The sequence below is a fragment of the Thermosynechococcus sp. genome, assembly GCF_025999095.1.
Lineage (GTDB): Bacteria > Cyanobacteriota > Cyanobacteriia > Thermosynechococcales > Thermosynechococcaceae > Thermosynechococcus.
Genome location: NZ_AP024678.1, coordinates 890832 through 905920, shown reverse-complemented (window position 1 = coordinate 905920; position 15089 = coordinate 890832). Strand labels below are relative to the sequence as shown.

The 15089-nt window shown below is 53.8% G+C and carries 14 protein-coding genes and 1 tRNA gene; 9 read left to right on the top strand and 6 right to left on the bottom strand.

The genetic code is table 11. The annotated features are described in order from the left end of the window. Positions 1-34: 34 nt before the first annotated feature. Entirely contained in the window at positions 35-676 is a 642-nt protein-coding gene (locus Q0W94_RS04520) for an L-threonylcarbamoyladenylate synthase (protein ID WP_297761716.1), read from the bottom strand. A gap of 512 nt (positions 677-1188) precedes the next feature. On the opposite strand from Q0W94_RS04520, the gene Q0W94_RS04515 reads away from it, so the two are divergent. Then, complete coding sequence (locus Q0W94_RS04515; protein ID WP_297761713.1) at positions 1189-1593, top strand: hypothetical protein; 405 nt, start codon at positions 1189-1191, stop codon at positions 1591-1593. 291 nt (positions 1594-1884) lie between these two features. Continuing rightward, entirely contained in the window at positions 1885-3135 is a 1251-nt protein-coding gene (locus tag Q0W94_RS04510) for a hypothetical protein (RefSeq protein ID WP_297761710.1), read from the top strand. Positions 3136-3141: 6 nt separating this feature from the next. On the opposite strand, the gene Q0W94_RS04505 is transcribed toward Q0W94_RS04510, so the two are convergent. Next, positions 3142-4545: a BCD family MFS transporter gene (locus Q0W94_RS04505; protein WP_297761707.1), complete on the bottom strand. Its 1404-nt coding sequence runs from the start codon at positions 4543-4545 to the stop codon at positions 3142-3144. A 345-nt stretch (positions 4546-4890) separates the two neighbouring features. Between Q0W94_RS04505 and Q0W94_RS04500 the strand changes: the two genes are divergently transcribed. Together Q0W94_RS04500 and Q0W94_RS04495 are read left to right on the top strand one after the other, a co-directional pair. Next, on the top strand, positions 4891-6102 hold the full coding sequence (locus Q0W94_RS04500; protein ID WP_297761704.1) for an MFS transporter: 1212 nt from the start codon (positions 4891-4893) through the stop codon (positions 6100-6102). Positions 6103-6180: 78 nt separating this feature from the next. Further along, positions 6181-6717 (top strand): DUF2062 domain-containing protein, encoded by a 537-nt coding sequence (locus Q0W94_RS04495; protein WP_297761701.1) that lies wholly within the window; start codon positions 6181-6183, stop codon positions 6715-6717. Here Q0W94_RS04495 and Q0W94_RS04490 read toward each other — a convergent pair. Together Q0W94_RS04490 and Q0W94_RS04485 are read right to left on the bottom strand one after the other, a co-directional pair. Continuing rightward, positions 6677-7408 (bottom strand): peptidylprolyl isomerase, encoded by a 732-nt coding sequence (locus Q0W94_RS04490; RefSeq protein ID WP_297761698.1) that lies wholly within the window; start codon positions 7406-7408, stop codon positions 6677-6679. The two genes, Q0W94_RS04495 and Q0W94_RS04490, sit on opposite strands and share 41 nt — an antisense overlap. A gap of 62 nt (positions 7409-7470) precedes the next feature. Then, entirely contained in the window at positions 7471-8385 is a 915-nt protein-coding gene (locus tag Q0W94_RS04485) for a cell division protein FtsQ/DivIB (RefSeq protein WP_297761696.1), read from the bottom strand. A gap of 127 nt (positions 8386-8512) precedes the next feature. On the opposite strand from Q0W94_RS04485, the gene Q0W94_RS04480 reads away from it, so the two are divergent. Both Q0W94_RS04480 and hisB read left to right on the top strand, forming a co-directional pair. Then, complete coding sequence (locus Q0W94_RS04480) at positions 8513-9121, top strand: hypothetical protein (RefSeq protein ID WP_297761694.1); 609 nt, start codon at positions 8513-8515, stop codon at positions 9119-9121. A gap of 6 nt (positions 9122-9127) precedes the next feature. Beyond that, complete coding sequence (gene hisB / locus Q0W94_RS04475) at positions 9128-9760, top strand: imidazoleglycerol-phosphate dehydratase HisB (RefSeq protein ID WP_297761691.1); 633 nt, start codon at positions 9128-9130, stop codon at positions 9758-9760. Here the strand turns inward: hisB and Q0W94_RS04470 are convergent. Then, the gene (locus Q0W94_RS04470; RefSeq protein WP_297761688.1) at positions 9757-10596 is read right to left on the bottom strand and encodes a pentapeptide repeat-containing protein; all 840 of its coding nucleotides are present in this window, start codon (positions 10594-10596) and stop codon (positions 9757-9759) included. The two genes, hisB and Q0W94_RS04470, sit on opposite strands and share 4 nt — an antisense overlap. Before the next feature lie 110 nt (positions 10597-10706). Between Q0W94_RS04470 and ftsH3 the strand changes: the two genes are divergently transcribed. The 3 genes from ftsH3 (at position 10707) to menD (ending at position 14505) form a co-directional block, all read left to right on the top strand. Continuing rightward, positions 10707-12545 carry an ATP-dependent zinc metalloprotease FtsH3 gene (ftsH3, locus tag Q0W94_RS04465; protein WP_297761685.1) on the top strand — a complete coding sequence of 613 codons (1839 nt, stop codon included), beginning with the start codon at positions 10707-10709 and terminating at the stop codon, positions 12543-12545. A gap of 55 nt (positions 12546-12600) precedes the next feature. Continuing rightward, positions 12601-12671, top strand: a tRNA-Gly gene (locus Q0W94_RS04460). 145 nt (positions 12672-12816) lie between these two features. Further along, positions 12817-14505 (top strand): 2-succinyl-5-enolpyruvyl-6-hydroxy-3-cyclohexene-1-carboxylic-acid synthase, encoded by a 1689-nt coding sequence (menD, locus tag Q0W94_RS04455; protein ID WP_297761681.1) that lies wholly within the window; start codon positions 12817-12819, stop codon positions 14503-14505. Between the two features lie 11 nt (positions 14506-14516). Here the strand turns inward: menD and Q0W94_RS04450 are convergent, their stop codons facing one another. After that, a complete protein-coding gene (locus Q0W94_RS04450; protein ID WP_297761678.1) occupies positions 14517-14882 on the bottom strand; it encodes a hypothetical protein in 366 nt (121 codons plus the stop codon). Positions 14883-15089 lie beyond the last annotated feature (207 nt).

Genomic DNA, 15089 nt, shown 5'->3' with positions numbered 1-15089 from the left:
TAACGGTTTCTACCTGCCGAGTAGCGAAAGTAGCTCACTCAACAGTCACTATTTCTGCCGGTAGCGTTTCCCACCCTTGTCCCTTGCGCACCAGCAGCGGTGGTTCGCCGGTGAGATCAAGAATACTCGACATTTGCTGTCCCGGTGGTTCCCCGGTATCAATAATCAAATCCACCCGCTTGTCAAAGGCATCGAAGAGGTCTGCGGTATTCACATAATAAGTCTCGTCGTCGGGTAGTCGTGCTGAGGTGGAAATAATCGGATTCCCCAAGGCGGTCAACAGTGCTTGGCTCACGACGTGGTCAGGCACACGGATCCCCGTGGTTTTGCGTTTGGGATTTTGGACAAGGCGGGGCACCAGTTTGGTAGCTGGCAGCAAAAAGGTGTAGGGTCCCGGAATCAGGCGACGCATGAGGCGGTAAGCGGAATCGCTGACATAGGCATACTGGGCAATGTTGGCCAGAGAAGAGCACAGAAAGGTGACGGGTTTATCGTTGGAGAGTTGCTTGAGTTGGCGTACCCGCTGCACCGCTTTCCTGTGGTTCATGTCGCAGCCAATGGCATAGACCGTATCCGTGGGGTAGAGCATGACTGCTCCCTCTTTGAGAGCCTCAACAATTTGGGCGATCGTGCGGGGCTGGGGGTTAACAGGATGAAGCTCAAAAATGGCTGCCATTAAACAATCCGCAAGGGCACTGCCGCTATAGTGTAGTTTTAGTTTAGCGGCAACGGCATGCGCGAATGCACCCCGTCCAGTCTTTCCAGCGAATCTTCGGCTGACTACGTTTGGGGGGAGCCAATTCTGGGTCAAAACCCTCTCTAGGAGCTATGGCAAGGTTTCAGGAAAGGTGCTTAGTGGTAAACCCGTTTGCTCTGCTGCTTGGCGGTGAGCAGGCTCACCGCTTATAGAGAGTTGGCTAGCTAGGTAATCCCCCAACTAGGGGCTATCAGCTATAGTCATCGCGCAATCATGGCCCTGTTTCTGTAACCGACGGGCTCTAATCTTGTTCCTATTGGTCATGTTGCTGCTTCATTGTTCTTAAATGAAGTGCGCCAGCATTCGTTGGCATTGAATTTTCACCAGAGCAGACCTACAGGCGGAACTATAAAACGTTACTCGCGGTCTTTAGCTCTAGCACTGTATGTATAGAATGCAGTACACTGTACTGACTTAGTGGATGGTTCTCGATGAAAAACTCCTTGCGCTATCTCCTGTTTGGCCTGGGTGTGGGATTGGCGATCGCCCTTGTGCCCCGTTTAGCTGTTACTCCATCTGCCGATATGGTCATGGCGCAGGGAACCAGTCAGGCCATTTCTCCCCAAGGGCTGGCGAACCACCTGAAGAAAATCAATGCCAAGATGTACGGGGCCTACTGGTGTCCCGCTTGTATGAAGCAAAAAGAACTCTTTGGCAGCGCCTTTAAGAAAATCAACTACATTGAGTGCGATCCACAGGGCACCAATGGCCAACCAGAACTATGCAAACAGGCCAATATCCGTGCCTATCCCACCTGGGAAATCAACGGTAAACGCTATGAGGGGGTCTATCCCCTAGAGGGTCTAGCTCAGCTTTCCGGGTATCAGGGGCATTGATGCCCTCGACTAAACATGCTTTTGAGGAGAAAATTTAGTAACAATTTTTACAGGCAGTTGTCAATTGATTGTCTTGTTGATTATCATCGGCCTCGAGTAGGGTATTGGCACTAATCAGGGCTCGAAGGCACCTAGGTCATTCTTGTGATTAGGATCACAAAAAAAACGGGATTTTGATCACAAGTTAGCGACATCTTGCCTTTTATGATGCAGATATATTAGGGCCTCTAGTTATGTCCTCGGATTCCAGCACTGTCGGTAGCGGCGTGGCTTAGGAGCGCATTACCCCCTATGAATACTCAGATGAGGGCAAACGACTACCAACTGATTTACGATCACTTGCTGGAATGCGTGCAGCGTGAGAGTCCGCAGCAGGTCATTGAACGGTTTCGTGCTCTGTTCCTCATGGGTTATACCTATCCCGATCGCCAGATTCAAGGGGCGATGGATCGGATTGTGACCGAGGCACAGGTGACGGGCAATTTCCGCCCCTTTATGAACCGCTGCTGCCACATTTTAATTAACCGCTGGCAGTCGCGTCCCTTACTCCAAGGAGCTGTTCCCGAATTCCTGGCCATGCTGCAAACGCCTGTGGGGATGCCGGCGGGGGGTCTGAGCCGGGCACCGATTGTGCGCAAGCTGCGGCTACTTGTCAAGGATTATCTAGAGAGTGAAACCTTTCAAAAGCTGCAGCGCATGGTGCAATTCTTTCAAGAGGATGCCCAGGATACGGTACAAATTCAACAAAATGGCGATCGCCCCCTTGCCACCTTAATTCGCCGCTACCCTTACCTCTACAGCCATTGCCTGGTGGGAGAGGACACAACACCCGAAGACCGGTGCTACATTCAAGAGGTTCAGCAAAAGGCGACCCAGCAGTTTGAAATGAACTTGAGTCAATATCTCACGAGTGAGTTTCGCCGTGCGCAGGGGCACAACAATATCCCACCAGCGAAAAATCCTACCTTGCTTTCTGCTGAGGAAGTACGAAGCTCGATTCAACATTTTGTCGGTAAGGTGGATGGCCGCCACACCTATCGCGACTTGGCCAGTCAATTTGAGCGGCGGCTGCCACGGATGCGATCCACCCATGAGTTTCGGGATGCCTTTTTCCACTACTTGACGGACACCACAGCGGATATGGGTCGGGGTCGGTTTCGCCAGCGCTTTTATCAGTATTTGGAAACGCTGCCCCTTTTTCAGCAGCCGCAGCCTCTAAATGAATTTACTATTGTGCGCACCTGTAGCCAGACCCTCAACTACTTGGTCGTGGATAGTGCCCAAAATCCCAACCATCTGGTTTTTGTTGACTTGCTCAATAACATCGGCACGGCGGCAACCATTGGCCTATTGCTCAAGGTTGTGCTCCTCAGCAAGAAGGTAAAACCCTACCTCGAAAAACGCTTTGCCATCTTGTTTAACCACTATCAATCCTTTAGTCGCGGCAAGGTGCGCTGGCTGGTAAATTGCCTGGAGCATTTCAATATTGCCCATGTCACCCACTTTGGTCAGTTGGATTTCTCCTTTTTTGCCCGCTGGTAAGCTTGTTTATTCCAAGTCCTGAGCCAAAACCTTGGCGATCGCCAGCTGAGATTGGTGCCGAAATTGACTCACATCTACCCGTTTGAGAAGCCAGACAGCGGCCAGCATTCCCAGCATTGGTAGACAAAAGACAAAACCATAGGCGAGGATCGGCACGCCGAACAGTTGACGACCGATATCGAGGGCTGTTCCACCGACAACGGTGGCTGAGCCCCGGGCAATGGCCTGAGCTAAGCCCCAGGCACCAATGAATGTCCCTGCTGTTTCCGCCGCCGTTAAATCCAACATCAGACTCAGGGCACCGGTTGTTGTCACGCCAGCGGCAATGCCAAAGAGAAAGAGTTGCAATTGAAAGAGCCACACCTGCTGCGTGACACCTGAAATGATGAGCAGTAAGAACATCAAGGCCACCCCCCAACACCCATAGGTGGTGGTTCGAATCTTGCCGAGGCGCGGCACAATCAAAAATCCTGTGAAACTTAGGCCGACCAGGGTGCCCATGCCCCAGTAGGCGTTCAAGCGGGTGGTTTCGGCGATCGTCATGCCAAAGACTTCACCGCCAAAGGGTTCAAGAATCGGCTCCTGAATAAATAAACTCAGGGTCATCAGGACAAGAAAGAGAAAAAAGCGCCCTGTCTGCGAGTTGGCAGTGAGAATTTTGAGGGCGCGACCAAGGGTAATGTTTTCAGGGTTGTCACAGGTACGACTGCGCAGGTGGTAGCGGGAATATTTGGCTTCAACTCCCCAGGTGCTAGCGATCGCCAGAGCAAAGACCACCGTCAAAACCACCAAAAAGAGACGATTGACACTTTGTTGCAGCAGTTCAATGGGGGTATTTAGCTCTAACTGCCGCAGCAGCGCACTACTGAGAATGGCACCGACAACAATGCCCACGGTCAACATAGACCAGACAATGCCCACCAACTTGCCCCGATCTTCTTCTTCGGAAACATCCACTAGCAGGGCAGCAAAGGGGGTCGAGCTACTACTGACAGAAATGCCGTAGGCAGCGAAGAGTAATGCCAATAGGCCAATCCACCCTTGGGTGACCAGACTCCAGCCTGCTTGATCTAAACTTTGCCCCACCTGCCAGATCACTTGCACAATGGCGTAGGTAATCAAGGTAAAGACCAACGCCCCACCCCAGACATACCCGGTGCGATGATAGCCACCAATGGGATGGGCATCGGAAAGCTGACCAAACCACACCCGCACAGGTGAGACAAATTGATGCATGGCGATCGTCAGCGTCACAAGTGTTGCAGGAACTGCCAGTTCCTTAATCAGGAGGCGGTTGAGTACCCCCAGTACCAGAATAGACATCATGCCCAGTCCCATCTGAAAGAGACCTAAGCGAAACATGACCGATAGGGGCAGAGGGGGCGGTGCAGCGGCAGAAGGAGTGGCCATACCTCACTCAACTCACATCACTGATAACTGATAGAGGATGATAAATGATTTTCAGGGTAAATTTTAGATTGCTATCAAGAAAGAAATTGTTAATGAGACCACCAAGGCAATCAGTGTCAAAAAGAGCGATCGCTTCAACGATTCGATATAAGCAGACATGGGTTGCATACCTCATCAGTAGGAATCAGTAGGGTGTTTTCGCCGTATCTGATCAATGCGTACTGTGTCTGAGCAAGGGCAAAAGGGCTGTATTGTGTTAAGTTGTAGTCTTTTATTGTACTGCCTTTTTCTCAGCGTCAAAACTGTACAGGGCAGGGATCCATCACTTGAGGACGAGTCAGATCAATGGGGATAAACCTACGCTCACCATTATTAGTTGTTTTATTAACAATTGCTATTGATCGTCTGGGTGAAAGTCTCATTTTCCCCATTTTGCCCTTCCTCGTGGAGCAATTTCACTTTGATGCGTTGAGCCTGACGCTTTTATTTTCTGCCTTTGCCGCTGCTCAATTTATTGCTGCTCCGCTACTGGGTGCCCTCTCGGATCACTGGGGGCGTCGCCCAGTGTTGCTGATTTGTATTGCTGGCACCGCTGTGTCCTACATTCTCTTTGCTGTGGCTACCGTACCTTGGCTGCTCTTTGTCTCGCGGATTATTGACGGCCTCACCGGGGGGGTGGTTTCAACGGCTCAGGCCTATATCGCCGATACCTCAGCCCCGGCAAATCGAGCTAAGAACTTTGGTTTAACGGGGGCGGCTTTTGGGATTGGCTTCATTTTTGGGCCGGCCCTTGGCGGCAGTTTAGCAGCGATTGATCTCAAGTTGCCGATTTGGTTTGCCGCTGTTTTGGCCCTGGCAAATGTAGTTTTGGCCTACTGCATCTTGCCGGAGTCATTGCCCGCAGCCCAGCGATCGCCCCTGACCCTAAAGAGTTTTGCCTGGCAGCAGCAGTGGTTGGCGCTATTCAATCAACGCACACTGCAAGCCTTACTGATGGCTTTTTTTATCTTCAACTTTGCCTTTGCCGGCTTTACCAGTATCTTCGTCCTCTTTTTGAAGCGACAGTTAGGGTGGGGACCGGCACAGGCGGGGATCATTTTTGTGATGATTGGCGCTGTCAGCACGATTGTGCAGGCGGGCTTGATTCGCTCGTTGATTCCTCGCTTTGGTGAGCAGCACTTGAGCCTGGCGGGACTACTCCTGGTGGCCTTGGCCCTGTTGGGAATTGCTGCGGTTCCCAGTGCCGGCGGCTTGGGGGTGCCTTTGCTCTACGGCTGTGTTGTGGCTTTGGCCTTTGGGGTGGGGATTATGTTGCCTTCCCTACGGGGGGTGATCTCCAATCGCGTGCGGGATCAAGATCAGGGGAAAATTATTGGCGCCAGCCAATCCCTCCAAAGTGTGGCCGGGATTGCCGGACCGGCCTGGGCAGGGTGGGCCTTCGATCGCTGGGGTGGGGTGGCACCCGCTTGGCAAAGCAGTGTGATGATGGCGATCGCCCTTGGCTTTTTGGCGCTGGGATTGGGCAAGCCCAAGGATGCGACCCCTAGCACTCCCTAAGCAAAATATGTCAAACTGCTAAGCAAAGACTGTCATTCCCTTATTTTTCCAACCTTTAAACCGTCTCGAAGCTCACCTATGATGCGGTTGTCTTTTCCTCAGCCTGCTCGACAGCCCCGTTGGCTCTATTGTTGGCAACGATCGCTCCGCTATCACTATTTGCGCCTGATGCGCTCCCACAGTAGTACTGAGAGTATTGCCCGTGGCTTAGGGGCTGGCGTCTTTGCTGGTATGCTGCCCCTATTTGGCGGGCAGATGCTCATTGCCGTCACCCTAGCGCTGCTAGTGCGGGGAAATAAACCCTTGGCCGCCCTTGCCACTTGGGTGAGCAACCCCTTCACCTATGTGCCTTTGTATTGGTTTAACTTTCAGGTGGGCTGGTGGCTGATGGGGCAGCCTTCCCTATCTTTTGGTGAATGGCACTCTTGGGAAAAGCTCCTAGAACAAGGGGGGCAACTGGCAACGATTCTCATTTTTGGCAGTGTTTGGGTGGGCGTAATAGCTGGACTCCTCACCTATGCCCTGTGTTTGCGGCTGTTACCCCCCCTGCGGCAACGCTTTCGCCGGCGTTCTGCTATGGCTGCTGTAAATTTTCCAAACCGGCCACAACCTTAGCAGACTGCAGGCGATCGCCCTGTTGGATGCTATCTACCACATCCATGCCATCGGTGACATAGCCAAAGACAGCATAATTGCCATCCAGAAAATCCAGTTGATCAAGGGCAATGTAAAACTGGGCTGAGGCGGAGTCCGGGAGTTGCGATCGCGCCATGGCCACGGCTCCACGGGTGTGGTGCAGAACAGGAGAGACGGTGCCTGCTTGGCTATAGGTGGGAGTATCGCTGCCCTCCGCGAGAATTTCTAGGGGAATATAGCGGGGGCGGTTGGTCACTGGATCAATAAAGGAACCCGTGCCGTAAAGTTGTGGCGATACTTTGGGATCTTTAGTTTGGGGATCTCCCCCTTGAACCACAAAGGGTCGGGGTTCACGGACGACGCGGTGAAAAATAGTGCCATCATAGACCCCCCGATTCACTAAATCCACAAAGTTGCCAGCAGTAATTGGGGCAGCATCCCCCCTCACTTGAATCGTAATCGGGCGATCGTTGACCGTCAGTACAACCGTTGCATCGCCATTGAGTCGCGGTAAGTTGGCCATAGGGGTTGGGCTTTGTGCTCCTGGAATTGAACTCGTGTCAGCAACTGAGGAGAGGGAGGCGCAACTCACCAGCAGCAGCACACTGAGCAGCATCACCAACCATTGCAGAAATCGTGGCAATACTGTGCCGAACTTCAGGGGTTTCATTGACCAGCCACTCCAAGCTAACCTCTCTATTATGCTGTGCTGTTGACCCTTAATTGCTGCGGTTAATTGCTGCGGGGAAGCGGCTGCTGTGTAGGTTGTTGCCGCAGTTGCACCAAGGGTTCATCGGGGTTCACCAGATCAATAAAGGCCATTTGCCGAGGATCCAAATACTGGGGTAACTGCTTGAGACGGGCCAAGGCACTGAGTTGTTTATTGAAGGTGGGACTATTCCACTGCACTACCCCAAGGTGAACCGGCGCGAGGGGAGTTTGGACCACAAGATTCTGTTCATTGCGCCAATCTAAGCCCGTAATGGGTAAATCCTGCTGCTGCAGCAGCCGGTGAATCTGCTGCCACTGCTGCTGGCGATCGCTATCCACCGCCAATGTTTGCGGACGCGGCGCCCCCTTAACCGGTACAAAATACCCCTGCAACTGGAGGGTCGGCATTGGCTTCACGGCACTGGCTTGATAACTACTCAGCGGCGCGACAAATCCGAGGCTATCCACCAACCAGCGACTGGCAGGACCTTGAAGCTGACCCGTTTCACTCATCACCCAGCATTGATTACAGGTGGCGACGGCGACAGGCTTGCGTTCTTGAACTTCAACAATCAGGGTCGGCGGAAAAAGTTGGCGGGCGATCGTCACTCGTTGCAGAGGTAGCGTGGTTTCTAGGACATGAATGATCTCCTGTGGCCGCAAACGGAGCAGCGACTCAGGATACTGAAGGGGCAATTGTGCCCGCAACGCTTCCGTCTTCAGCAGTTGATTGCCACGAATCACCACTTGCTCAGGGCCACGGATGATCCAGTACGGCAGCGTCAGTCCCCAGACTAGCCCTCCCGTTAGGGTCAAGAGAACACTGGTACGCCAAAGCCTTGCCAGTTGGCGCCAGCGGCGTTTACTTTGCAATTGGCGGCGCCGTTCACGAATGGCATCATGGGTAGTTGTCCCCTGCGGGGTGGGATTTACCATGGCCACGGCCTTAGTGTTGAGGAAAATTGGAACTTATGATCCTGCACGGGCTGTCATTACTTGGTGATAAGATACGCCATGTTGATTGTTCGCTGGACTGCCTCTATCTTAGTAAAGGCTTTACACCATGCCGTTGAATACATTTCCTCGTTGGTCAAGACCATCCCTGCTCCTTGGGGTGCTACTGCTAGGGGCACTGCCGCGGGCGGTATTTGCCCAGAATCAGTCTAATAGCCCCAATGTCCAGATTGTGAATCCCACATCCCCCCCCAGCCTTGCAATCTATACCCTTGAAGGGGGCAAGCGCCTGATAGATGAGGCTGCCGCCGCAGTCAATAAGCAAAATTATGCCGTCGCCGCCCGCAAGCTACTGGAAGCCCGCACGGTGATGAACCAACTTTCGAACTTTTATCAGTCCCTCAACGCCAGCTTTTTGGGGATTGATAATACTGCCGCAGACAGTAACCGTCGCCGTGCCCTAGAAGCAGCACAACTGCGCGATCAAGCGACTTTTCAGCTAGCTTTGGTCTATCGCGCCAATAACCAACCCGAGCTTGCGGTGCCCCTTTTAGTGGAAATTATCCGGAGCCAAAACCCCACCCGTGAACTGGGGCAAAAGGCCTATCAGCAATTGCTAGAATTAGGTTTTGTGGATGTGCCCTTTCCGCGTACGGGGGCAATTCCTGCGGCAACCTCACCGCCAGCCACCTCTACTAATCCCCAACCGCGTCAGTAACTCTTTATGAATGATTCTCTCCTCAGTAATGGCCACGCACCTCTGTTGCGCCAAGCCACGGTCGATCGCCAGACTAAAGAAACCAAGGTTCACATTGAACTCACCCTTGATGGCAATGGCCTAGCGGACAATCACACGGGGATTCCCTTCTTGGATCACATGCTGGATCAGCTTTGCGCCCATGGCCTTGTGGATTTGCGGGTGCAGGCCAGTGGAGATACCCATATTGATGACCACCACACCAATGAGGATGTGGGCATCACCTTGGGGATGGCGTTGGATCAAGCCTTGGGCGATCGCCGCGGAATTCAGCGTTTTGGCCACTTTGTTGCGCCCCTCGATGAAAGCTTAGTGGAAGTGGCCCTAGACGTTTCGGGGCGTCCGCACCTTAGCTATGGGTTGCAGATTCCGACGCAGCGGGTTGGCACCTATGATACGCAACTGGTGCGGGAATTTTTCGTAGCCTTGGTGAATCATAGCCGCATGACGCTGCATATCCGCCAATTGGACGGCATTAACTCCCACCACATTATTGAAGCGACATTCAAGGCCTTTGCCCGTGCCCTGCGCCTGGCGATCGCCCTTGACCCGCGCCGCACTCAGCAAATTCCCAGTTCGAAGGGTGTGATCCAAGCTTAGGTGTGGACGTGTCCGTCGGGCATAATGGCTCCCGTGAGGCGCGCCCCGGTGAGTTTGACGAGGAGACGATTGCCTTGACTCATCTTTGCTCCCCGCAGATCAGCACCCCGCAGATCGGCACCACTCAAGTCAGCACCAATGAGATTGGCCCCTTGGAGGTCAGCATAGCTGAGATCCGCCTGCAGCAAATTGGCGCGGAAGAGATTGGCATGGCGCAGGTTGGCGCGGTGGAGAATCACCCGATGCAAAAAGGCATCACTGAGATCGGCATGGCTGAGATTGGCATGGCTGAGGTTACGGCCTTCAAAGTCCTTTTCACTGAGGTTTGCCCCCTGTAAATTGACCCCCGCCATATCCTTATGGGGTGGCGTCGTGCGGGGTGGCTCTGGGGGCGGTGGGGCAGCAGTACGTTGGCGTTGATGGGTGCTGTAGGTGTGGTTGTGGTGTTGACCATAGGTGTGCTGTGTAGCTTGCTGCGGCTCATGGGGTCCATGATAGCTGCGATAGGTGTAGGGATTTGACTGATAGCGCGGCGGCGGTGAGTGCGGGGGGGGCGAAGCACGATAGGCCTGCCGCTGGCTAGCCGCCTGGTGGGAGCTTTGCGTCCTCTGGCGGGCAATATGCTGCCGCAGTTGATCCCGTGCTTCATTAAACTGCTTAATCTTCTCCTGTGCCTTCTCGATTAGCCGTGTGTTGTCCTTGGGAATACGATCGGGATGCCAAATAAACACCAAATCCCGATAAGCTCGGTTAACCTCCTCGAGGGTTGCCCCCGGCTCCAACTCCAGTACCCGATAGCAGGTGTCTAAATCGAGCATTTTCTGACGGCTTATCATGGATATTGATGATCTTAACCACGGGACTGCTCACCTAGGGTTGCGAAAGAATGCGTTAGTATGAACTTATGTAAAGACTTTTCAGTTTTCCTAGCGGAGGATGGCGATCGGTGAATAAACAATGGCGAAACGCAGGTTTATACGTGCTTCTGGCAATCGTGGTGCTGGCCTTGGCCACGGCCTTCTTTGATCGCCAACCCACGACCAAACAAACATGGCCCTACAGTGAGTTCATCCAACAGGTCGAAAGTAAGCAAATCACCAAAGTCAGTATCACCCCTGATCGCTCTCAAGCTCAAGCGATTACCCAAGATGGCACGCGAGTTCTGGTTAATCTTCCCAATGACCCTGAACTCCTCGACATTCTCACAACCAACAATGTGGACATTGCTGTTTTGCCCCAAAGCAATGATGGCTTCTGGTTCCGCGCCCTCAGCAGCTTGTTCGTTCCCATTGGCCTCTTGGTACTGCTCTTTTTCCTGTTGCGGCGTGCCCAAGCGGGTCCTGGCAACCAAGCGATGAATTTCGGTAAGTCACGGGCACGGGTACAGATGGAACCCCAAACCCAAGTGACATTTAATGATGTGGCCGGGATTGATCAGGCCAAGCTGGAACTGGGGGAAGTGGTGGAATTCCTGAAGTATGCCGATCGCTTTACGGAAGTCGGTGCCAAAATTCCCAAGGGTGTCTTGCTGGTGGGGCCGCCAGGGACAGGTAAAACCCTCCTTGCCCGTGCCGTTGCCGGTGAGGCAGGTGTCCCCTTCTTCTCGATTTCCGGTTCTGAGTTTGTGGAAATGTTCGTTGGGGTGGGTGCCTCACGGGTGCGCGACCTCTTTGAACAAGCCAAAGCCAATGCCCCCTGTATCGTTTTTATTGATGAGATTGATGCCGTGGGTCGCCAGCGCGGTGCCGGCCTAGGGGGTGGCAATGACGAACGGGAGCAAACCCTCAACCAACTGCTGACGGAAATGGATGGCTTTGAGGGGAATACGGGCATTATTATTATTGCGGCGACAAACCGTCCGGATGTTTTGGATGCAGCGCTGTTGCGTCCCGGTCGTTTTGACCGTCAAGTGGTGGTGGATCGCCCCGATTACAAAGGTCGCCTCGATATTCTCAAAGTCCATGCCCGCGGCAAAACCCTTGCTAAGGATGTGGATCTCGATAAAATTGCACGCCGTACGCCCGGCTTTACTGGTGCGGATCTTTCTAATCTGCTCAATGAAGCGGCCATTCTGGCGGCCCGCCGTAACCTCACCGAGATCTCAATGGATGAGATTAACGATGCCATTGATCGCGTCCTGGCAGGGCCTGAGAAAAAAGACCGCGTCATGAGCGATCGCCGCAAGAAGTTAGTTGCCTACCATGAGGCGGGTCATGCCCTTGTGGGTGCCCTGATGCCAGACTACGATCCTGTCCAAAAAGTGAGCATCATTCCGCGGGGACGGGCAGGGGGGCTAACTTGGTTTACCCCCAACGAAGATCAGATGGATTCGGGTCTCTATAGCCGTGCCTACCTACAAAACCAAATGGCCGTTGCCCTAGGGGGTCGCATTGCTGAGGAAATTGTCTTTGGCGAGGATGAGGTGACCACGGGTGCCTCAAACGATCTGCAACAGGTGGCGCGGGTGGCACGGCAAATGGTTACCCGCTTTGGCATGAGCGATCGCCTAGGGCCGGTGGCTTTGGGACGGCAAACGGGGAATGTCTTCCTTGGCCGCGACATTATGGCGGAACGGGACTTCTCTGAGGAAACCGCTGCCACCATTGATGACGAAGTGCGCAACCTAGTGGAGCAGGCCTATCGCCGTGCCAAAGAGGTGCTGGTAAACAACCGCCATGTCCTTGACCAAATTGCCCAAGTGCTCATTGAAAAAGAGACAATCGATGCTGAGGAACTCCAAAGCATCTTGGATCGCAACGACGTCAAGATGGCAACGATTCCCTAGAATTGCCCTTTGCGATCGCCCCAAGGGTCGTGCTAATGTAGTATTCCTTGGGACTGCGGGCATGGTTTAATGGTAAAACCCTAGCCTTCCAAGCTAGAGACGCGGGTTCGATTCCCGCTGCCCGCTTAGGACTCAAAGCTCCCAAAACTAACCTATTTAGGGCATTTCAGAGATTCTGAGTCTGTTAGGGGCTCAAATTTCAAACTGGATTTAGAACTCTATGGCGTAGGGCTCAGCCCCGTAGGCTAGGACAGCACTTCTGGGGGGATTGATGATTCTCACTGAAAATCTGAATGTCCTCTGGGCCAGCGTCCTCTTTGAAACCCTCTACCGTTTGGGACTGCGGACAGTGGTTCTCTCGCCGGGATCGCGTTCTGGACCGTTGGCGATCGCGGCGGCTGCCCATCCCCATCTTGAGGCCTTGCCGATTCTTGATGAACGCTCGGCGGCTTTTTTTGCCCTTGGCCTTGTTCAACAGCAGGGGCGACCGGTTGCCCTTGTCTGCACTTCAGGCACTGCCGCTGCCAATTTCTACCCGGCGATTATTGAAGCGAGCCTCAGTCATTTACCGCTCATTGTGCTGACTGCCGATCGCCCCCCCGAATTGCGCTTTTGCCAAGCGGGGCAAGCCATTGATCAGGTGCATCTCTATGGTCATGCAGTGCGTCACTATCGCGAACTGAGTCTGCCGGAACTCCCCCTGCTGCCCTACCTACGGCAAACCCTGTGCCATAGCTGGCAAACTGCCCTCTGGCCGGATCCGGGGCCAGTACATTTGAATGTTCCTCTACGGGATCCGCTTGACCTGCGCTCTGAGGCCAATTTTCATGGGGTACTGCCAAAAGGCTTCTTTGAGCAGGTGCAGCCCTTTGTGCCGCCTCGGGTTGTCACCCCTCTCCCTTGGCAAACATGGCAACAGATGCAGCGGGGGGTGATTATTGCGGGGCCCAGTCATGGGGTGGATTCTCTGGCGGAAGCTGCCGCAATTGATCGCCTGAGTCGCTCTCTGCAGTGGCCGGTGCTTGCCGATGCCCTCTCTTCGGCGCGGGGACTGCCCCACGGGATTAGCCATTACGATCTGCTGCTGCGAGATGCCCACCTGCGGGAATATCTGCGTCCGGCAGGGGTGATTCAACTGGGACCGCTGCCCACCAGTAAAGCCCTGCGGGAATGGCTGAGTGCCTGCGATCCACTGATTTGGTGCCTTGACCCCACGGGCGACAACAACAATCCCCTCCATGGCCGCTGTCAGATGTTGGCGATCGCCCCCCAAGGGGTGGACTGCCCCCCCGACCCCCTGCCCCCCAACCCCTACCTCAAGGACTGGCAAGACCAGGATCAACGAGTGCGGGAGCAACTAAAGCGGACATTTGAGGCCATTGATTGGTTCTCGGAGGCCAAGCTGATTTACCATCTGCCCCAGTGGTTGCCATCGCAAACGGCGATTTTTGTTGCCAGTAGTATGCCCGTGCGCGATGTTGAGAGCGTCTGGCATGGGGGCGATCGCCGCCATCGCTTTTACTTTAATCGGGGGGCCAACGGCATTGATGGCACGTTGTCCAGTGCCTTGGGGGTTGCCCATCGCGGTCAACCGACCCTCTTGATCACCGGGGACCTGGCCTGCTTGCACGATACCAATGGCTGGCTGATCACACCCCAGTTTCAAGGATGTCTCACCGTGCTGCTGATCAACAATAAGGGGGGCGGTATTTTTGAGCATTTGCCCATTCGTCAGTTTGATCCGCCCTTTGAAGCCTTTTTTGCCACACCGCAGCAGGTGGATTTTAGTTGCCTTGCCGCTGCCTACGGCATTCCCTACCACTGTCTCAAGGACTGGGCTGATGTGGAGGCACAGCTGCGCCAGACCCCTTGGCCAAAGATACGGCTTTTAGAATTTAGGAGCGATCGCCACCAGAACGCCCAATGGCGGCAGCAGGTACTCGCCCATCTTGGGGGCTGAGTTTTGCTGCTTTAGTGACTGTGACTGTGACTATGGTGGGAAAGCAACTGCTCCTCAAGGGCAGCAATCTGGTTATAGGCCGCTGTGAGTTGTGCCGTGAGCCGTTGAATTTGAATCTCGGGACTCAGGGGGCGATCGCCACTGAGGTGACGCACCTGGCCATAGTCATCATCCATCAAAATATCCTTGTGCTCTGGGGTACTCACCAAGGGGCGAGGTTTTGGCAGGGGGGCCTGCTCTGCAGGGGTTGCCGGCAACGGCTTGAGCCGCCCTTCCTCTAAGGCCTTAGAAACCTTTTGGTTGAGTTGTTCAACGATCTGGTACAAAGCATCAATTTTGTTACTCAGAACCAGAATCTGCTTATGTAGTAAATCCACGGTTCAAATCCTCTCACGGTGGAATGCTGTAGTTGTCAACTCAACTGCCTCTTGGGAAAATAGGGAAGTGAGACGTCATTAATCCTCGGCACTAGAAATACGCTTGCTAGAGCAAACATTATCTGCGGGCAGCAGCTACCTAGGATTGGGGGCATAGGGTGCGGAGACCGAGCGTTCCTAGAAAGTTAGGAATATCAATCACTACCA